This is a genomic window from Agarivorans sp. Toyoura001 (assembly GCF_005405585.1).
Classification (GTDB): Bacteria; Pseudomonadota; Gammaproteobacteria; order Enterobacterales; family Celerinatantimonadaceae; genus Agarivorans.
This window is the reverse complement of record NZ_BJEQ01000001.1, coordinates 580,907-598,114: the sequence shown is the minus strand read 5'-3', so window position 1 is coordinate 598,114 and position 17,208 is coordinate 580,907. Positions and strand designations below refer to the sequence as shown.

The following is a 17,208-nucleotide window of genomic DNA, read 5'->3' as shown; positions in this document are numbered from 1 at the left end:
GTGAGATGATCAGCGCTGATCGAAAAAATAACTTGGTGCCTTTACTTGAGCAAGTAAGGGCCTGCACCTTGTGTAAAGCTCAGCTTGATCCTCGGCCAGTTATTCAAGCGAGTCCTGAAGCTCGTTTGTTGATCATTGGTCAGGCACCGGGCAGCAAGGTTCATAGAAGTGGCATACCTTGGGATGATATGAGTGGTGATCGACTACGCCAGTGGCTTAACCTAGATAAAGAGATATTCTACAACCCCCAAAAGGTGGCTATTGTTCCGGCTGCATTTTGTTATCCGGGGAAAGGAAAACAAGGTGATTTACCGCCACCTAAACTGTGTTTTGACACTTGGCATAAACGGGTATTGGCAGAGCTGCCTAATATAGAACTTACCTTATTAATTGGCCAATATGCGCAAGCCTTGTATTTGAATACACCCAGTAAAACATCGTTAACCGAAAATGTGGCTAATTTTGCATATTACAATAAGCAGGCCTTATGGCCTTTGCCCCATCCTTCACCACGCAACCGGCATTGGATAGCGAACAACCCTTGGTTTGAGCAGTCTTTAGTTCCTCAGTTACAAAATGCACTAGCAAAGCTGGCGCTTAGCTAGCAGCATGCTTGAGATTTTGGCCGTCTAACCATTGTTTAGGTGACATTTGGGTTTTACTGCGAAAAGCTCGGTTAAATCCCGATAAGCTTTGGTAGCCAACAGACGATGCTACCCACGCTATGCTTTTACCTTGTTTTAGTAGTTGCTGAGCGTGGTGAATCTTCCAATCTACCAGGTAATCCCCCGGTGAGCTGCCAATTACTTTAGTAAAGGTTTCAATGAAGCTAGTGCGAGACATGGCTGCAGCGTGGGATAGAGTCTCTAAGGGATACGTTTTACTTGGGTCTTCATGTAATAAAGCCAATGCTAGGCTGAGCTTAGGATGTATTAACCCGGCTAATAGGCCAGTATCAAGGTTTTGCTTATTAACGCTGTAGCGCAGCAATAAGCTAATTAGCACCTCTACTAAGCGGTCCATAATCACCAATGAGCCATCGGCAGGCTGAAAGGCTTCACTAAATAGTAAATCGATAGTTTTTGAAAACTGTGGGTGTTCAGCTAGCGGCAATACTATTTGCTTTGGGAGGGCGTTGGCTAAAGGGCTACTGTTAGCATTCCCATATCTTATGGTTGCGCACACTAGTTCTGCGGGTTGTTCTGAATCAACCAATAAACGATGTGCAAGCGGTTTAGGAAAAAACACCAAACTGGGCTGAGTCACTTCGATTTTTTTATTGGCTTGCAGAATGCTTAATTTACCTTGGTTCAACACATGAATATGACCCACTAAGTCATCACCGGTTTCCACATCAGATAAGCCACATAATTGGCCTGAATAAAAAACACCAGCAGTAACAGAGAACTGCCTTAGCAAGCCAGATAATTGGTCCATCAATAACACTCCGTACTTTTCGCACCAACAAGCGGACGATTGTATCCCAACAGACCGGACTAAGCGGTTAAATTTTCACTATCGCAGTTAGCGGTTAATTTATGGAGAAATAAAATGAACAGTTTGAAAGCCCTAATCAGAAATACCACCTTAGTAACAGCATTGGCATTTAGTGGCGTGAGCGCAGCTGCAGATATTGGAATGAGCGTAGATAGCAACGATTTAGCGATACAAGGTTACGACCCCGTTGCATACTTTGTTAGTGGCCAACCAACTCAAGGTTCTGGTGATTTTACTGCGAGTCATAACAATGCTATTTACCATTTTGCTAGCGCTAGCAATCGGGACGCATTTAAAGAAGACCCTGCTAAATTCGCGCCTCAGTATGGTGGTTACTGTGCCTTTGGTGTAGCCATGGAGAAAAAGTTTGAAACTGACCCTACGGCCTGGAAAATTGTTGATGGAAAGCTTTATCTAAACTTAGATAAAAAAGTGCAACAACGTTGGTTAGAAAATACTAACGAGCTGATTGTGGATGCTAATCAACATTGGCCAGAGATTAAGCCGATTGATGCTGCCAAACTATAATCTTTTTTGAGCCATTGAAGCCCAGCACTTCGATGGCTCAATAATATTTTTGGTAAAGCTCTTCGATCAATGTGGCCAATTTAAAATCTCGCTCGCTTACTCCGCCTAACTCATGAGTGGTGAGTGCGATATTGACGCGGTTGTAGCAATTACTCCAATCCGGATGATGGTTTTGTTGTTCGGCGTAGTCAGCGACATGGCCCATAAACTCAAATGCTTGTACAAAATCTTTAAAACGGTAGCTGTTTTCAATGCTATTGTTGTTAAATTGCCAGTCAGGTAAATGTTTTAATGCCATTTGAATAGCCGAAGGACTTAAGGCTTGTTCATCACTCATAGTATCTTCCTAAATCAATCACACTTCTATTTAGCCTAGATTAGCTGGGGTGAACTGCCAGTTTCACCAGCATTGGCAAGAGATAAATAGGCAATTGAATTGCGCCCATGTATATCATGTATTCTAAGCCTAAAAAGCTGCCAGTAATGCTGTAGGTTAGCAATACATTGCGGTTGGTTGCGGTAATGGCACTGATAATCGCTAGGTTTTTTCCTTGTCGGTAATACAGCAAAAAACTACTGATAAACAATACTAGGCACACCCCGCTGGCAATGAGCAAATATTCCAGTGCTTTACTGGGAGTTTCATCGAATATTTCTCTAAAAGCTCCCATCAAACCTAAAGGAAAGAAAAACACTAACACGATGGTAAACGGGCGAATTTGCTTTAAAGCTTGTTCAATCAAACTTTGTTTTAGTAGCTTGTGGACTAACAAACTGATCATGATGGGCAAAACAATAAAGATAGCTAAACGCAGACTATAGGTTTGCATATCAAGCTGTAACTGCTCATTGCCGTTAAAGCGACTAAACAGCCAGCCGTTGAGTAGCAATACCAAAGGCATCAGCAAGGTTGAGGCAATGGTCATGGCCATACAGCGCTGCGCATCTAACCCTAAGGACCGCACAATAGCCGGGCTGGCAAATAAGGAACCGGTTGCGCAAGTAGCGGCAATGGCGAGGTAGAGTTTGCTATCAATATTAAGTAACCACGCTAACGTCATGATCAAAATGGTAACGCCAAACGTATGCCAAACAGCGTACAACCAAACAGAGGCTTGAGCTAAGTCGGTTACCAGAGTTTTAATGTTGAGGCTAACAATGGTGAGCAGCATCAGAAAAAACAATACCGCGGGTAATAAGGGTAATAAAGCATTTGAAAAGTTAGGTAGGGCAAAACCTACTAATACGCAGCTAGCCAGTAACTGTGTTGAGAATCGAGAAATAAATGCCAGCAAATCCTTGCCTCTTTAATAGGTAAACTAAGCCCTGTTTACTCTGGTTTACATTATTAAACTGTAATTGGTAATTCAGTTCAAACAAGTGTTTGAAAAATACTATCAAAGAGTTGTATGATTGCAAATGCTACGTTTGGCCAATTGTTTATCTAGGCCCTTATATGGGATGCTAATCTGACAATTATTGTAGGTCGAGCTTCGAACCTGCTGCAAGAAACTAAGGGTAACATGAATTAAAGCGCGAGGTTGAATCCATCGTGCAACACATAATAACTATAAAATAAGGGACAATTGGATGACTAAACCGACCACTGCGGCATCAAGCTACCACAAGCTGGAACACTTCCAAGTATCTAACTTGCTGTACCAGTTTATTAACCAGGACGTACTGCCAGAAACCGGTGTTGACCAAGCCTCGTTTTGGTCAAGTTTAGAAAGCTATCTGCAACACTTCATACCTAAAAACAAGTCTTTGCTTGCTAAGCGTGAACAGCTACAAGCCCAAATAGACCAATGGCACCAACAGCATCCAGCCCCGTTTGATGCCAACCTTTATCAACAGTTTTTAAGCGATATTGCCTATTTAGTTGATGCTCCTGAAAATGTGACCCTAAGCACCTCAAAAGTCGACCGAGAATTAGCCTTGTTAGCCGGCCCTCAATTAGTGGTGCCGGTTATGAATGCGCGTTATGCCCTTAATGCAGCCAATGCTCGTTGGGGGAGTTTATACGACGCACTGTACGGTACAGACGCTATTGACCGAAGCGGGGAGTTGGCACCTGGTAGCAGTTATAACTCACAACGCGGTGCCGCCGTTATTGCTTATGGTCGCGCTTTGCTCGACCAACATTGCCCGCTTGCTCACGGTAGCCATGCCGACGCCACACGCTACAGTGTATTATCAGGCGGCTTGTTAGTGAGCCTAAAAGATGGCTCTAACACTACCTTAGCTGAAGCGTCTCAATTAGCGGGTTTTCAGGGAGATGCTGAACAGCCAAGTGTTATTTTGTTGCAACATCATGGCCTTCATATTGAAATTCAATTTGATGCTGAGCATCAAATTGGTGAGCAAGATAGTGCCAATGTTAAAGATATCGTTTTAGAATCCGCGCTAACCACTATTATGGACTGTGAAGATTCTATCGCGGCGGTTGATGCTGAAGATAAAGTCGAGGTATATAAAAACTGGCTAGGATTAATGCGTGGCAGTTTACGTGAATCCCTCAGTAAAAATGGCCAAACCATCACTAGAGAGTTAGAGCCAAATCGCCACTATGTTAACAGCCAAGGCCACGGTTTTAGCTTAAGTGGCCGCTCACTTATGTTTGTGCGCAATGTTGGCCATTTAATGAATAGTGATTTACTGCTCGACGCCGATGGTAATGAAGTGCCAGAAGGGCTGCTTGACGCCGTATTTACTAGCTTAATTGGTAAACATGATTTGCTTGGTAATAGCCCTTATCGCAACTCGCGCGAAGGCTCTATTTATATTGTAAAACCTAAAATGCATGGCCCTGAAGAAGTCGCTTTTAGTAATCAGGTATTTGGCGCGGTTGAGGAGTTTTTAGGTTTAGCGACTAATACCATCAAACTTGGCATTATGGATGAAGAGCGCCGCACCAGCGTAAACTTACGGGCATGTATTGCCGAGGCAAACCAACGGGTGGTATTTATTAATACCGGTTTCCTAGACAGAACCGGTGATGAAATTCATACCAGTATGCACGCAGCAGCGATGGTGCCAAAAGGTGAGATTAAAGAAAGCGCTTGGATTAAAGCTTACGAGTTAAACAACGTAGAAGCAGGTTTAGCATGCGGTTTACAAGGTAAAGCACAAATAGGTAAAGGTATGTGGGCGATGCCTGAAATGATGGCCGCTATGATGCAAGCTAAGCAAGCTCACCCACAAAGTGGTGCTAGCACCGCTTGGGTACCGTCGCCTACTGCAGCAACTTTACATGCGATTCACTATCATCAGGTGGATGTGTTTTCTGTTCAGCAGCAACTTGCCCAGCATCTAGAACAACACAGTACTCAGCGCCTAGCTGATTTACTGACTCCGCCATTGGCCGAGCAAACAGATTGGTCTGAACAACAGCTTATTGCAGAACTAGATAACAATATACAAGGTATTTTGGGTTATGTGGTTCGCTGGGTTGAGCAAGGTGTGGGGTGCTCAAAAGTGCCAGACATTAACGGTGTGGGCCTAATGGAAGACCGAGCCACCTTGCGTATCTCTAGCCAGCATGTGGCTAACTGGTTAAAGCATGGGGTGGTGAGTGAAAGTTTAGTTAAGCAGCGTTTTGAAGTTATTGCTAACTTGGTTGACCAGCAAAATGCAGGTGATCCGCTGTATTTAAATATGGCTGGTAAGGCGCAGAGTAGTTTTGCTTATCAAGCAGCTTTAGATTTGGTGTTTAAAGGGTGTGAGCAGCCTAGCGGTTATACCGAACCTTTGTTACATGCCTGGCGACGCAAGTTTAAAGCTAGCTAAATTAGAACTTGGTAATAAAAAAGCACCTAAGGGTGCTTTTTTTATATTTAATCGGCCCACTCTGCATTTAATCTATTGATTATTATCAATATAAGATAAATAGAATACTAGACTCAAAAACAAATAATGGTATCGTAGCGGCGCTATTTAACCAGTAATAGCTCACATCAACGATTAGGCATGGATATGCCGTAATGTAGAAAGAATAAAGGATTAACATGTTGTTTATAAGGCTATTATTTGTATTAGTCGCGGCCTCGCTTAGCGCTTGTTCAAGTATTAAAACAGATCAACTTGAAGCCAGTGAGTCGCTATCGCTGGCCGATAAAACCCTCGTTTATACTCGCTATGAGTCACTACCTGATTTTACTGCGCAAACTGCCGCTAATGTTCAATTTGGTTTGTTAGGTTTAGCCACGGCTATATCTAACGGTAACGCGATGATTGTAGATAACAAAGTAGAAGACCCCGCGCTAGATATTGCTCGAGAGTTAGCCAGTGGTTTAAGCAATAGTTATAAGGTTAAGGTGGTTGATGATGCATCAAAAAGCCTAACCAGCCCGGAGATTCCACACATCATCCAATTATACGGTGACTATGACTATATTTTGGATGTTCGAACTCTAGGCTGGGGATCGATTTATTACACTAGCGATTGGGATAACTACCGCGTGAGCTATCAAGTGCATGCTCGTTTAATTGATAGGGAAAAAGGCAGTGTTATTGCCGAAGAAGCATGCGGAAATTTGCCTGAATATGCAGATACAGAATTGGCTCCATCTTATATCGATCTTCAAAATGGTGATGGATTGAAACAGGAGCTGGCACGTTCGGTTGAGTTTTGTGTCGCGCATATTCGTAATATGGCTAAGCTAAACGACGATACCAATGCAAGTAGCGTAAAAGCTAAACAACTGCAGAGCGAAGCTGATTCTACAACTTTGTAATACCTCTACAGCCTCTTAACTTTAAGGGGCTTTTTTGTGATTAAAAATCGAGGCCTATGCCAATAACTACCCGGTAGTCATTTTTTTCTGGCGTAATGTCATCTGCATCCGGCGTGGGGGAGGCAGTGTAATCCCAAATAAAATCGATATCTAAATCTAAATCGTCGGTAATATCTATCGCAAAATTGAGGAGATTATGGTGTTGATAACCACCAGTTTTGGTTTGTGATAAGGTCATTTGATAATCATGGTTGAGCTCAATATCTTTCGTTATATCGATTTCAAAGTTGGAACCAAAAGATAAACCTAAACTGCTTTCTTTATTAGAGGTGCCAGCGGTCACTTCTTCAAAACGGGTTTGTTGCCATGACGGACCCACCGATAACTCCCACTTTTTGTCATCATCCTCAACGGCAATGTAACCCACTTGAGAAGCGAGTTGGCTTTGTAACTTAATGTTTTTAAGGGGAGCGTGATAAAAGTCGGCTAATACCGGGCGAAAGAACCAATCTTGGTGCTTGTATAAATCGTGAGATAACGTAACACGGTGATTGCGTGCCGTGGTTTCATCGTTTGATTCCGACACAACGCCTAGGTAAGTAATAATGGTACGACTTAGGGCGGTTTTGCGTTCGCTGTTTAATTTTCCGTTAATTTCGAGGGTATTGGTATTGCCGCTGGCAATGTTTGCACTCAGCGTGGCTTTGTTTTCCCATCGGTCGGCTTCGCTTTCTGCCACTTGATAGACCGAGATAACGTCGTAACGTGAGGCAAAGTGGGTATCTTTACCTACTATGGTGACTTTTTCTTCATCTACCATTAAGCGGCCTCGAACCACGCCTAATCCTCGTAGATTTACTTGAAACCATTTAGCTGTGCGCAGTCGCTGAATATCTTCAATGTCGATGGATAAGTCATCTAGCTCGTCACTGTCGAATAAGGCTTTTTTCTGATAAAGCTCTTCGAGTTCACCTTGAATCACTTCACCAGAATCTAACTGGATCCAGTCTTTGTCTTCATCTAAGTCTAAAGCACTAAAATAGTCCTGTTGAAACTGCTCGCTCACTGAGGGAATATCTTCAGGTGGGGTTGCCGGCTCATCTTCTGCACTTAAACAAGAGCTAAACATAAGACTACAGGCAAGTAAAACAAGCAGACGCATCAATTTTGCAAGTGCTCCATTAAGCAAAGTGAGAATAGTGCTTTGATATTAGCGGCTTTTTACTCATTACGAAATAAACTCTTTAAGGACAGCGTGTTTTGTTTAAAAACGTTAAGTGATCGTGGCACTTAACGTTTTTAACTGCGCTTTGCTCTATTTTACTTCGGCCTGACGCATCCATTCACGATACTGGTCTGCCCCTTCTTCACCTTCGGCGGGAGACCAAGGCGCAAAGTCGTCGTTTGGTGTTGGTACGTAAGCACCTTCTTTTATCTCTAAGCCAACTGTTCCTGGTTGCATGCAGGCGTAACCATGCCAAGTCTTGGGTGGAATTTCGATAGCGCGGTTAGTGTCGGGCGAAAGGCTATGGCGCTGGATTAGCTCGCCTTCATCATTAAAAATAAGTAAATCTAATTGCCCTTGTAATACCAAAAAAAGCTCCCATTTATGCGCTTCACTGTGGCGGTGAGGGCGCATATAGGTATTTGGCTCAGTAGCAATAAACAAGCGCTGTACGTTGGCATCGAGAGTGTCGTGGAGGTTGTGGTGGCTGCGCTGGCGCGGCGCGGCTTTGGCATTATCACTAAAGTTTGCAAAGTCCTTAGTACTGATGATTTTCAACATCGAAAATAGTCCTATTTATTATGGTGTCTGTGCGGTATTCAGCACGAGCAAATAATTGGCAATATGGTGGCACAATTACCTTCACTCAACAAATGCTTGTTTTGGGTGTAGGGTGTATAGATGTGCAGCGTTAGCATTAGCGAAGAGGAATTAACATGGATGGATACACCGGACAGTGTTTATGCGGTCAAGTCTCTTACCGAGTCGATCACTTAGAGCCTAGAATGGGGCATTGCCATTGCAGTATGTGCAGAAAATTTCATGGTGCTGCTTTTGCCACTTATGGCGAAGCGAAAGCTGAAAATTTTCATTGGTTAAGTGGTCAAAGCAAATTGCAGCAATACCAAGCCGAAAACGGCACTGTGAGACAGTTTTGTGGTCATTGCGGTTCAAGCCTAACCTTTGCGCCAGCGAATGATAGTGGCGAGTTTATTGAATTTAGCTTAGCAAGCTTAGACAGCGAGGTTACGCTAAAACCCGACGCGCATATTTTTGTGGAATACAAAGCCTGTTGGCACGACATTACCGATCACTTGCCTCAGTTTAAAGAGGGCAGAGAGTAAATTCCGTTAGCTTTTTTACAAGTATGAGTTGCGCCTAATACCATGGAGGCGTTTGTAGTGGGTAGAGAAAACGCTCAGTCGCTTACTTCCTTAGCCTTTATTATTTAGCTTTTGTTGGTATTGGTTCGGCGTAATGCCTCGCAGTCGTTTAAAGGCTCGCGAGAAGCTTTGTTCATTGCTGTAAGCTAAAAGCTCTGCAATGGCACTAATGGAGTAGCCTTTAAACATATATTGTATGGCTTCATTACTCAGCACATAGCTGGTCATTGAGGAAAAGTTCCAGCCGTGAACTAATAAACGACGCTGTAACTGTTGCCGTGACATACCCAAGCAATCGGCTAAAAAATCCACTGTAGGTCGGCCATAATATCGAGAGAAATTCACCAATGAATAAAGAGATTTGGCAATATCATGGGGTTGAGGAATATTGATTAGGTCGTCTAGCTGAGCATCGTTAAGTCGCAAAGGAGATTGTTTTTTCCATTGATTATTATCACTCGGCTCTACTACCGAGGCGTTAATCCACACCTCGGTTTGCGCGCTGGAGACGTTCACCTTACAACCAAAAAACGCCTCTAGCTTGGCTTGGTTGCTACTCGGGCCAGTAAGGTTGATTTGCAAGGGGACATAGTTATCTCCGTGATAATAAGTCAGCATGTTTACCATCATCAATGCGATACGAATACTGTCGTGCAGCCGTCCCTGTTTGTTCAAGTATGGGTTGTTGTAACACCACTTAATAATGTGACCCGATTGTAAACCGTGGAAGGTGGAACCCGATTGTAAGCAAGAGGTGCCGTAATTCACTCGACGAAAAGTAATGGCCAGATCTGGAGTGAAGTAGACCCAATTACTAAAGTACTGAATGTTTTCAAAGCGTAAATAATCAACCAGTTTGAGCATAAATAAGGGGTCGTTAGTGAGTTGCTCAGCTCTTTCTAACCAGCGGTTCAAAATGGTGACAGGAATGATTGATAGAGGCTCTTCTAAAAGCTTATTAGGAATGCCTAAATCTTGGCTAGTAATAGCGAACTCGGCTTGCAAGCCATCAATAATAGGCTTGATAAAATTCAGTCGTATAAACGAAATGTTAATGTCTTTCATCAAGCCCTGCTCTTTTTATCGTTAATATAAGTACACTTTAAATCAATATTTTATAGATATGCACTCAAAGTGTACTTTATACGGATATTTTCAACTCTCGACAAGCCCTGGGCGCAGGGATAGTTAAATGTAAAAATCGAGAGGATGAGTCTGGTCATATTTTTTGCTCGAATGGCTAATAAGGCAGTGCTTTGACCACGGGTTTTACTCAGGGTAGGCTGGTTACAAGTAAGTTGGTTCACCATCAAGGACTGTATGAAACCGCTAGACATCGTGTTTGCTCTGCTTGTTGCCAGTATTTGGGGCGTAAATTTCTCGGTGATAAAGCTTGGCTTGTTAGAGCTTCCGCCGGTGCTGTTTTCCGCGTTACGTTTTGCCATTGTTGCTATTCCGGCTGTTTTGCTAGTGCCTTTTCCCAAAACAGCTTGGCGTAATGTTCTAGCGGTGGGCTTTTTCCTCGGCGTCATTAAATTTAGTTTACTGTTTGTCGCGATGAAAGTGGGAGCGTCAGCCGGGCTTTCGTCACTGCTGCTGCAAGCTCAGGTCATGTTTACCATTGTGCTTAGCGCTGTTTGGTTTAAAGAGAAGGTGACTAAATATCAGCTTATCGGGATCCTCATTGCTTGTACGGGTTTCTTGCTGTTTTTTACCGCTAGCTCAGAAAACTTAAGTTTAACTGCCTTGTTATTACTGCTGCTGGCGGGGTTATCTTGGGCAGTGTCTAACCTATTTATGAAGCAAGCGGGCGGAGTAAATGTATTGCACTTTATGGTGTGGGTGAGTTTAATTCCACCTCTGCCTTTGTTGCTGTTTTCTTACCATTTTGAAAATGACCAGCCGCTACAACTACTGCTGAATGCAAGCGGAACTACTTGGCTGGCATTAGCCTATGTAGGCTTTATCTCTACGTTGTTGGCTTTCGCATGGTGGGGGCGTTTACTGGCTAAATACAGCGCAGCCACGGTTACTCCTTTTGCTTTGTTAGTGCCCGTGGTGGGAATGTTTACCGCAAGTTTGGCTTTTGAAGAGCGTTTAACAGGGAGCGAATGTGCGGGAACTAGCTTGGTATTATTGGGATTAATATGCTGTGTATTTGGCGCAAAATTACGCGCTCGTTTAGCGCGATGAGTTGTTGCACTAAATAGCAATTGAAAGCGAGGGCGCTAGGCTCTAAAGTGGCGCTATTGTTACCAAGAGATTTTATGATGTCTGGATTTAAAGAGCTGAATAAACGCAGTGCTAACTCTTATCAGCAGCAACGCCAATTGATTAAGCAAGTATTGGCAGGGAAACCAAAACAGTGTGAAAGCTGCAAGCAAGCCTTGTTTGTGGTATTGCCTGGGCAAGAAAAAGCCCCAGGTGTTTATTGCACCAAGGGCTGTACCGCTATTGAATTAGAAATATCTTTACCTAAGTAAGCTAGTTGCGAGGTCCTTGGCGGCGGTCTTGCTCTAGAAACTGTAAACACTCTTCAATAGCAACTTTAGTTTTCTCTACTAGTTGCTCACGTTCGGCGTCGCTAATAGCACTGAGTACGTCTACATCGTGTCTTATGTAACGTGGCGGCAAGCGGTTAAGCACCAAGCAGCATAAATCCTGTAGAGTATCTAAATCACAGCGCTTGTGAATTCCTAAAGCATGCAGTTGTTCACCCACTAGGAACTCAGTAAAGTTATGAATTTCCTCTGATAAGCGCATGTAATATCCCTCAAATAAATGTATACATTCAGGTTATATAAGAATAGCCAGAGTCGCCACTCTCTGGGTCATTATTGTTATTGTTGTTGAACCGGATTCACATTTAAGGCGTCATTGTATAAAGCTTCGTATTGCCAAACCGATTGTTGCCAGTGAAATCTAGATTGCATGGCGCGACGACGCATCGCTTGAAATTCCTCTGGGTGCTCTAGATACAACAACAGCGCTCGGCGCAAAATATTCAGTAAATCGCTGGGTTCAGGATCATAAAAAATATGGCCAGTGGCTTGGCTAGGATCTTCATCATAATCTGAAACCGTATCTCGTAACCCACCAACGCCGCGCACAATAGGTAAAGTGGCATAAGCTAGGCTGTACATCTGATTTAAGCCGCAAGGCTCAAACAATGATGGCATTAAGAAAAAGTCTGCCCCTGCTTCTACTAAGTGAGCAAGCTCGTTGCTGTAGGCGTGAATAAAGCGCAGTTTGTCTGGCCATTGCTGTTGTAAGGCTTCTAGTTCGGTAACAATACCGCTGTCGCCAGTACCTACAATCACCACCTGTACGTTGTGACGCAAAAATTGTTGCAGTGCCGGTAGTAAAAGATAAAACCCTTTCTGCTCGGTTAAGCGACATACCATGCCAAATATTGGCACATCAATTTGCGCGAGTTGAGTCTCTAATTGCAGAGCTTGCCGACAAACGGTTTTTCCGCTTAAGTCACTACTTGAGTAGTTGGCAGGAATTAGCTTGTCGGTTTCGGGATCCCAATCGGCATATTCACAGCCATTTAAGATCCCCACTAAATCAGAGCGCCGCTGTTCAAAGTAATCACACAAACCGTGAGAGCCTAAACGGGTGAGCAACTCTTGGGCGTAATTAGGGCTTACCGCGTTAATTTTGTCGGCAAATCGAATCCCTGCTTTCAGCAGGTTGATGCAGTTATAGCCATCTAGAATCTGATCCACTAAGCCATCAGCTAAACCTTCTAGTAACTGGAATTGATGCTTCTCAAAAATGCCTTGGAAGGCCGCATTGTGAATCGTAAGAACTGATTTACTGTTGCAAAAAAATGGATGATGGGCGTATTTTTGCTTGAGTAAGTAAGGCACTAAAGCGGTGTGCCAATCGTTACAGTGGAATACGTCAGGTCTGAAGTCTAAAGCTTCAGCTACTTGAAATACAACGCGAGAAAAAAAGGTGAAACGTTCGCCATTATCATCATAAGCAAACTCGCCTTCACTGTAGAGTTGGTCGCGCTCGAAATAGTCATTATGCTGAATCAGGTAAACGGGCACATCTTCCAGCATTAAGCGGTAAACCGCATAATCTATATCGGCACAGCCTTCTGCTGTAGGTAAGCGTAAATCGAGAATCTTCTCGGCTTCGTCGTGGCGTTTTATGGTTTTATAAAACGGCATAATAATTCTTACGTCTTGTCCGTGTTCCTTTAGGGCAAGCGGTAAGGCTTTAGCTACGTCGGCTAAGCCGCCAGTTTTTGCGAGGCTTTCAACTTCTGAGGCTAAAAACAATATCCTGACAGGATGGGCTGTCACAGAGAACTCCTTAACGATTAAGGCACCAAAGGGTGCCTTATATGGTTCAATATTAGAGTAATTGCTTATGTGTTATCAAGGCAATTTAATGCCTAGAAACCAACCTTGGCGTTTTTCGGTATCACTACAATTCCTTCTGGAGATACCGTAAAGCGCTTGCGATCTTCTTCCAAGTTTTCACCAATGATGGTGCCTGGAGCAATTTCAGCGTTTTTATCAATAATGGTGCGGCGAATCTGACAGCCTTCACCAATTCTACAGTTGCCAATTAATACCGACTCACTGACTACTGAGCCTGGGCGTACGTGACTTCTGAAACCCAATACACTGCGATTCACTTCTGAGCCTAAAATAAAGCTTCCTGCAGAAATCAATGATTGGCTCACACTCACTTTTTTGTCGCCAACATCTTTAAAGGTGGCTGGCGGAAGTGGTGGGTAATGGGTGTGTAATGGAAACTTGGGGTTGTACAACGAGAACGCAGGTTCTTCGTCTAACAAATCCATATGAGCGGCCCAGTACGCATCTAGCGTACCTACGTCGCGCCAATAACCGCTGGCGGTTTCACCTGGAATATTGTTTTGAGTGAAGTCATAAGCGAACACTTTACCTTTGGGATAAAGCTTAGGAATAATGTCGTTACCAAAATCGTGGCTAGAATCATCTTCTTTGGCATCATCGTGCAGCGCATCCAGTAGAACTTTTCGTTCAAATACGTAGTTACCCATAGAGGCGAGTACGTGGTCTGGATCACCGGGAATTGTTTTCGGGTTTACCTTAGGTTTTTCCTCAAAGCCTATCATTCGGCCTTCGGTATCAACCTCGATAATACCAAACTGATCGGCTTGGTCTTTAGGCACTTTAATCGCAGCAACGGTGAGGTCAGCTTCGTTATGTTTATGGTTATCAACCATCTGGCGCACATCCATTTTGTAGATGTGGTCACTACCAAAAATACAAACATGGTCAGGTTCGTTAATCTCAATGAACCGAGCGTTTTGATAAATCGCATCAGCCGTACCGTCATACCAGCGTTTACCTACGCGCATTTGTGCCGGCACTGCATCAATAAAGCGGTCGGTAATGCCGGATAAATGCCAAGCTTGGCGAAGGTGAATATTGAGTGATTGCGACTTAAATTGGGTAAGTACATAGATCTTAAGAAAATCTGAGTTCACAAAGTTGTTTAAGGCAAAGTCGATTAGCCTATAACTGCCTCCAAATGGAACCGCGGGCTTAGTACGGCTGTCGGTAAGTGGATAAAGGCGTGTGCCTTCACCACCGGCGAGAATCATCGTTAATATACCTGCCATGGGACTTTGTACCTCTAATAATTATGTCAGTTTCGTGAAATCGTTTTCAAAGTGGCTTGGCTTAGTTTCCAGATATTTACCTTAATGTAAATAGCAGAAACTAGGGTTTTATTAAATCCACAATAAAAATAATGTTCTTGCTAAACACAACAACGCAAAATCTTAAATTTTTTGTTGTCGAGTATGCTTTCGTAGCGCGCGAAGTGTTGCTTTATTAATGCTTCGTACTGCAGGAAGCTATTGGCAACCAACCATAATTCGCCTTGGGCATTTAAGTGCTGTTTGGCTTGGGCAAGAAACGTTTCAGTGGTTTCGTACTGAGTATCTATTCCAGCATGAAATGGTGGATTACTCACGATGAAATCAAAGCGTTGGTTTACTTCGCTTAATCCATCAGAAGCAATTACTGTTCCATTCAACTGGTTTTGTTTTAGCGTGGCTTTAGTGCTAGTCACAGCGTATGCACTTACATCGAGCAGAGTAATGTCTACTTTGTGTAACAAGGCTTGGCTTGCACCAATAATGCCCGCACCACACCCAAAGTCGAGCACGCTACCGTGCAAGGCAGGCAAATTATCTAATAGCAGTTGACTACCGTCGTCTAGTTTACCGTGGTTAAATACACCAGGCAGTGACATCACTTGCAAGCGAGTACTTGGCAGAGCGACTTCAAATTGGCTTAACCACTGTTCAGGCTGAAAGGCGGGAGCCGCTTTAGTGAGAGAACCAAAATATAAACCGCAGCGTCGAGCACTGTCGATTTTGTTCATTTTAATGCCAAACTCCGCGAGCAGTTTTTCGCAGCTTTTAACTCCACCACGGTTTTCTCCCACCACAAATATGTCGGTATCATCACTTAGTTGCGGCAATATGCTGGCAAACAAGTAGGCGGCTTCTTGCTTTGCTTTAGGCATAAAAAACAGCAGCGCATTGCTGTTTTTGGCTAACCGAGGCTCAACTGAAAACTGACAAGAGAGTTTGTCATCATCCGTTTTCTTAAAGTGGGTAAAGTGACCGTAATGACTACAGCAAATTTGCAACGACGCGACTTGCTCAAGCAGGCTAAGCGGGTAGTTGTCGGCGAGTTGGCCAGCTACCACTAAATGCCGATCGGCAAACAGTTGGTCGTGGCGGGCGAGTACTTGGCTGGTAGCGTGTAGCGAGGTGTTCATAATAGGGCTTTATCGCGGTCATAATTGGCTGCAATAATAGAAAGTTTTCGTTGAAAAGGCTATCTCATCGCCGCTTCTAAGTATTTATTTTTAAGGTTACTTGACTTTTAGTGCGTGCTAAGGAAACTAGCTAGCAAGAATTTCGTTTGTTAAGGACACATCTGTGATGTCGATTTCTTTAAAGTTAAAGAAATATAAACGGCCCGAATTAAAACGCGGGTGGTTAACGGCTGGGTGCAACTAAATCGAAATAGTATTTTTGAACCCGGCCACTGTGACCGGGTTTTTTTATTTTAGAAGTAAGTGATGGAGCGGGCATGTTTAAAGGATCGATAGTAGCGTTGGTTACTCCCTTTATTGAAGGTGAGGTTGATTATGCGGCGATTCGCGAGTTAGTTGAATGGCACATTGGCCAAGGGACTCATGGCATTGTGCCAGTGGGAACTACTGGCGAAAGCCCAACCCTAACTCACGATGAGCATATTGCTGTAGTGAAAACGGTAGTAGAGCAAGCTAAAGGGCGTGTGCCTGTTATCGCGGGTGCTGGCTCAAACAACCCTATTGAAGCTATCGAGTACACCAAGGCTGCCCAACAAGTGGGTGCCGATGCAACTTTGCATGTAGCGGGTTATTACAACCGCCCTAATCAAGATGGTTTATTTCAACACTTTAAGATGTTGCACGACGCCACCGATATTCCGATTGTGCTTTACAACATTCCACCACGCGCGGTGGTAGATTTAAGCCCGGTAACCATTGCTAAACTGGCGCAGTTACCGCGTATTGTTGGTGTGAAGGACGCTACCGGCGATTTGTCTCGCCCACTATTTGAACGCCAATTGATTGAGCAAGACTTCTGCTGGTTAAGTGGGGAAGACGCCACTGCGGTTTCTTACAATATTAGCGGCGGCCAAGGTTGTATCTCTGTAACGGCGAACGTAGCCCCTAAACTGTGTGCGCAAATGCAACAAGCCACTTTAGACGGTGACTACGCTAAAGCTAGCGAGATTCAAGATAAGTTGATTCCTCTGCACCAAGCAATGTTTGCTGAGCCAAGCCCAGCTGGCGCTAAATATGCGATGTCTTTACTGAACAAGTGTCGAGCAGAATGTCGCTTGCCAGTTACCGAATTGTCGGACTCTACCAAAACGCGTATTCGCAATGTTATGCAGAGTTTAGAGTTAATCTAATATTATTGTTTTTGTTTATAAGGCCGAGCTTGCTCGGCCTTTTTATTAACTTAGCTTTTTCCCGC

Annotated in this window: 18 protein-coding genes; 8 read left to right on the top strand and 10 right to left on the bottom strand. The window is 43.8% G+C overall.

Features of this window, described 5'->3' with window-relative positions; translation table 11 throughout:
• Positions 1–5 precede the first annotated feature (5 nt).
• Complete coding sequence (locus tag FFR00_RS02775; protein WP_137671828.1) at positions 6–605, top strand: uracil-DNA glycosylase family protein; 600 nt, start codon at positions 6–8, stop codon at positions 603–605.
• Here FFR00_RS02775 and FFR00_RS02770 read toward each other — a convergent pair.
• On the bottom strand, positions 598–1,437 hold the full coding sequence (locus FFR00_RS02770) for an AraC family transcriptional regulator (protein ID WP_137671827.1): 840 nt from the start codon (positions 1,435–1,437) through the stop codon (positions 598–600). The two genes, FFR00_RS02775 and FFR00_RS02770, sit on opposite strands and share 8 nt — an antisense overlap.
• 114 nt (positions 1,438–1,551) lie before the next feature.
• Here FFR00_RS02770 and FFR00_RS02765 point away from each other — a divergent pair, with 114 nt between their 5' ends.
• Positions 1,552–2,025, top strand: coding sequence for a YHS domain-containing (seleno)protein (locus tag FFR00_RS02765; protein ID WP_137671826.1), 474 nt, complete (start codon positions 1,552–1,554; stop codon positions 2,023–2,025).
• A 37-nt stretch (positions 2,026–2,062) separates the two neighbouring features.
• Here FFR00_RS02765 and FFR00_RS02760 read toward each other — a convergent pair whose 3' ends face one another.
• Positions 2,063–2,362: a 4a-hydroxytetrahydrobiopterin dehydratase gene (locus tag FFR00_RS02760; protein WP_137671825.1), complete on the bottom strand. Its 300-nt coding sequence runs from the start codon at positions 2,360–2,362 to the stop codon at positions 2,063–2,065.
• A gap of 40 nt (positions 2,363–2,402) precedes the next feature.
• The gene (locus FFR00_RS02755) at positions 2,403–3,320 is read right to left on the bottom strand and encodes a hypothetical protein (protein WP_137671824.1); all 918 of its coding nucleotides are present in this window, start codon (positions 3,318–3,320) and stop codon (positions 2,403–2,405) included.
• Between the two features lie 295 nt (positions 3,321–3,615).
• Here FFR00_RS02755 and FFR00_RS02750 point away from each other — a divergent pair, with 295 nt between their 5' ends.
• Positions 3,616–5,814 (top strand): malate synthase G, encoded by a 2,199-nt coding sequence (locus FFR00_RS02750; RefSeq protein WP_137671823.1) that lies wholly within the window; start codon positions 3,616–3,618, stop codon positions 5,812–5,814.
• 218 nt (positions 5,815–6,032) lie between these two features.
• On the top strand, positions 6,033–6,761 hold the full coding sequence (locus FFR00_RS02745; protein ID WP_137671822.1) for a hypothetical protein: 729 nt from the start codon (positions 6,033–6,035) through the stop codon (positions 6,759–6,761).
• A gap of 40 nt (positions 6,762–6,801) precedes the next feature.
• Here FFR00_RS02745 and FFR00_RS02740 read toward each other — a convergent pair whose 3' ends face one another.
• Together FFR00_RS02740 and FFR00_RS02735 are read right to left on the bottom strand one after the other, a co-directional pair.
• Positions 6,802–7,923 carry a DUF481 domain-containing protein gene (locus FFR00_RS02740; protein ID WP_137671821.1) on the bottom strand — a complete coding sequence of 374 codons (1,122 nt, stop codon included), beginning with the start codon at positions 7,921–7,923 and terminating at the stop codon, positions 6,802–6,804.
• A gap of 153 nt (positions 7,924–8,076) precedes the next feature.
• Positions 8,077–8,547 (bottom strand): WbuC family cupin fold metalloprotein, encoded by a 471-nt coding sequence (locus FFR00_RS02735; RefSeq protein WP_137671820.1) that lies wholly within the window; start codon positions 8,545–8,547, stop codon positions 8,077–8,079.
• A 155-nt stretch (positions 8,548–8,702) separates the two neighbouring features.
• On the opposite strand from FFR00_RS02735, the gene FFR00_RS02730 reads away from it, so the two are divergent.
• The gene (locus FFR00_RS02730) at positions 8,703–9,110 is read left to right on the top strand and encodes a GFA family protein (RefSeq protein ID WP_137671819.1); all 408 of its coding nucleotides are present in this window, start codon (positions 8,703–8,705) and stop codon (positions 9,108–9,110) included.
• 90 nt (positions 9,111–9,200) lie between these two features.
• On the opposite strand, the gene FFR00_RS02725 is transcribed toward FFR00_RS02730, so the two are convergent.
• Positions 9,201–10,214 (bottom strand): AraC family transcriptional regulator, encoded by a 1,014-nt coding sequence (locus FFR00_RS02725; protein WP_137671818.1) that lies wholly within the window; start codon positions 10,212–10,214, stop codon positions 9,201–9,203.
• Between the two features lie 255 nt (positions 10,215–10,469).
• Here FFR00_RS02725 and FFR00_RS02720 point away from each other — a divergent pair, with 255 nt between their 5' ends.
• Both FFR00_RS02720 and FFR00_RS02715 read left to right on the top strand, forming a co-directional pair.
• A complete protein-coding gene (locus tag FFR00_RS02720) occupies positions 10,470–11,342 on the top strand; it encodes an EamA family transporter (protein ID WP_137671817.1) in 873 nt (290 codons plus the stop codon).
• A 74-nt stretch (positions 11,343–11,416) separates the two neighbouring features.
• The gene (locus tag FFR00_RS02715; protein WP_235836139.1) at positions 11,417–11,632 is read left to right on the top strand and encodes a hypothetical protein; all 216 of its coding nucleotides are present in this window, start codon (positions 11,417–11,419) and stop codon (positions 11,630–11,632) included.
• Position 11,633: 1 nt separating this feature from the next.
• Here FFR00_RS02715 and FFR00_RS02710 read toward each other — a convergent pair whose 3' ends face one another.
• From FFR00_RS02710 to rsmC, 4 genes are all read right to left on the bottom strand, one after another.
• A complete protein-coding gene (locus FFR00_RS02710) occupies positions 11,634–11,912 on the bottom strand; it encodes a late competence development ComFB family protein (protein ID WP_137671816.1) in 279 nt (92 codons plus the stop codon).
• 77 nt (positions 11,913–11,989) lie between these two features.
• Complete coding sequence (gene glgA / locus FFR00_RS02705) at positions 11,990–13,468, bottom strand: glycogen synthase GlgA (protein WP_137671815.1); 1,479 nt, start codon at positions 13,466–13,468, stop codon at positions 11,990–11,992.
• 92 nt (positions 13,469–13,560) lie between these two features.
• Positions 13,561–14,781, bottom strand: coding sequence for a glucose-1-phosphate adenylyltransferase (gene glgC / locus FFR00_RS02700; protein ID WP_137671814.1), 1,221 nt, complete (start codon positions 14,779–14,781; stop codon positions 13,561–13,563).
• 140 nt (positions 14,782–14,921) lie between these two features.
• The gene (rsmC, locus tag FFR00_RS02695) at positions 14,922–15,953 is read right to left on the bottom strand and encodes a 16S rRNA (guanine(1207)-N(2))-methyltransferase RsmC (RefSeq protein ID WP_137671813.1); all 1,032 of its coding nucleotides are present in this window, start codon (positions 15,951–15,953) and stop codon (positions 14,922–14,924) included.
• A gap of 317 nt (positions 15,954–16,270) precedes the next feature.
• Here rsmC and dapA point away from each other — a divergent pair, with 317 nt between their 5' ends.
• The gene (gene dapA, locus FFR00_RS02690; RefSeq protein ID WP_137671812.1) at positions 16,271–17,143 is read left to right on the top strand and encodes a 4-hydroxy-tetrahydrodipicolinate synthase; all 873 of its coding nucleotides are present in this window, start codon (positions 16,271–16,273) and stop codon (positions 17,141–17,143) included.
• Positions 17,144–17,208: the final 65 nt, after the last annotated feature.

Bases quoted from the DNA above. Each gene is read 5' to 3' on its own strand.
- FFR00_RS02775 (WP_137671828.1), top strand. From the start codon at position 6: ATGATCAGCGCTGATCGAAAAAATAACTTGGTGCCTTTACTTGAGCAA.
- FFR00_RS02715 (WP_235836139.1), top strand. From the start codon at position 11,417: ATGATGTCTGGATTTAAAGAGCTGAATAAACGCAGTGCTAACTCTTAT.
- FFR00_RS02760 (WP_137671825.1), bottom strand. From the start codon at position 2,362: ATGAGTGATGAACAAGCCTTAAGTCCTTCGGCTATTCAAATGGCATTA.
- rsmC (WP_137671813.1), bottom strand. From the start codon at position 15,953: ATGAACACCTCGCTACACGCTACCAGCCAAGTACTCGCCCGCCACGAC.
- FFR00_RS02725 (WP_137671818.1), bottom strand. From the start codon at position 10,214: ATGAAAGACATTAACATTTCGTTTATACGACTGAATTTTATCAAGCCT.
- FFR00_RS02765 (WP_137671826.1), top strand. From the start codon at position 1,552: ATGAACAGTTTGAAAGCCCTAATCAGAAATACCACCTTAGTAACAGCA.
- FFR00_RS02735 (WP_137671820.1), bottom strand. From the start codon at position 8,547: ATGTTGAAAATCATCAGTACTAAGGACTTTGCAAACTTTAGTGATAAT.
- FFR00_RS02740 (WP_137671821.1), bottom strand. From the start codon at position 7,923: ATGCGTCTGCTTGTTTTACTTGCCTGTAGTCTTATGTTTAGCTCTTGT.
- FFR00_RS02720 (WP_137671817.1), top strand. From the start codon at position 10,470: ATGAAACCGCTAGACATCGTGTTTGCTCTGCTTGTTGCCAGTATTTGG.
- FFR00_RS02710 (WP_137671816.1), bottom strand. From the start codon at position 11,912: ATGCGCTTATCAGAGGAAATTCATAACTTTACTGAGTTCCTAGTGGGT.
- FFR00_RS02730 (WP_137671819.1), top strand. From the start codon at position 8,703: ATGGATGGATACACCGGACAGTGTTTATGCGGTCAAGTCTCTTACCGA.
- dapA (WP_137671812.1), top strand. From the start codon at position 16,271: ATGTTTAAAGGATCGATAGTAGCGTTGGTTACTCCCTTTATTGAAGGT.
- FFR00_RS02770 (WP_137671827.1), bottom strand. From the start codon at position 1,437: ATGGACCAATTATCTGGCTTGCTAAGGCAGTTCTCTGTTACTGCTGGT.
- FFR00_RS02745 (WP_137671822.1), top strand. From the start codon at position 6,033: ATGTTGTTTATAAGGCTATTATTTGTATTAGTCGCGGCCTCGCTTAGC.
- glgC (WP_137671814.1), bottom strand. From the start codon at position 14,781: ATGGCAGGTATATTAACGATGATTCTCGCCGGTGGTGAAGGCACACGC.
- FFR00_RS02750 (WP_137671823.1), top strand. From the start codon at position 3,616: ATGACTAAACCGACCACTGCGGCATCAAGCTACCACAAGCTGGAACAC.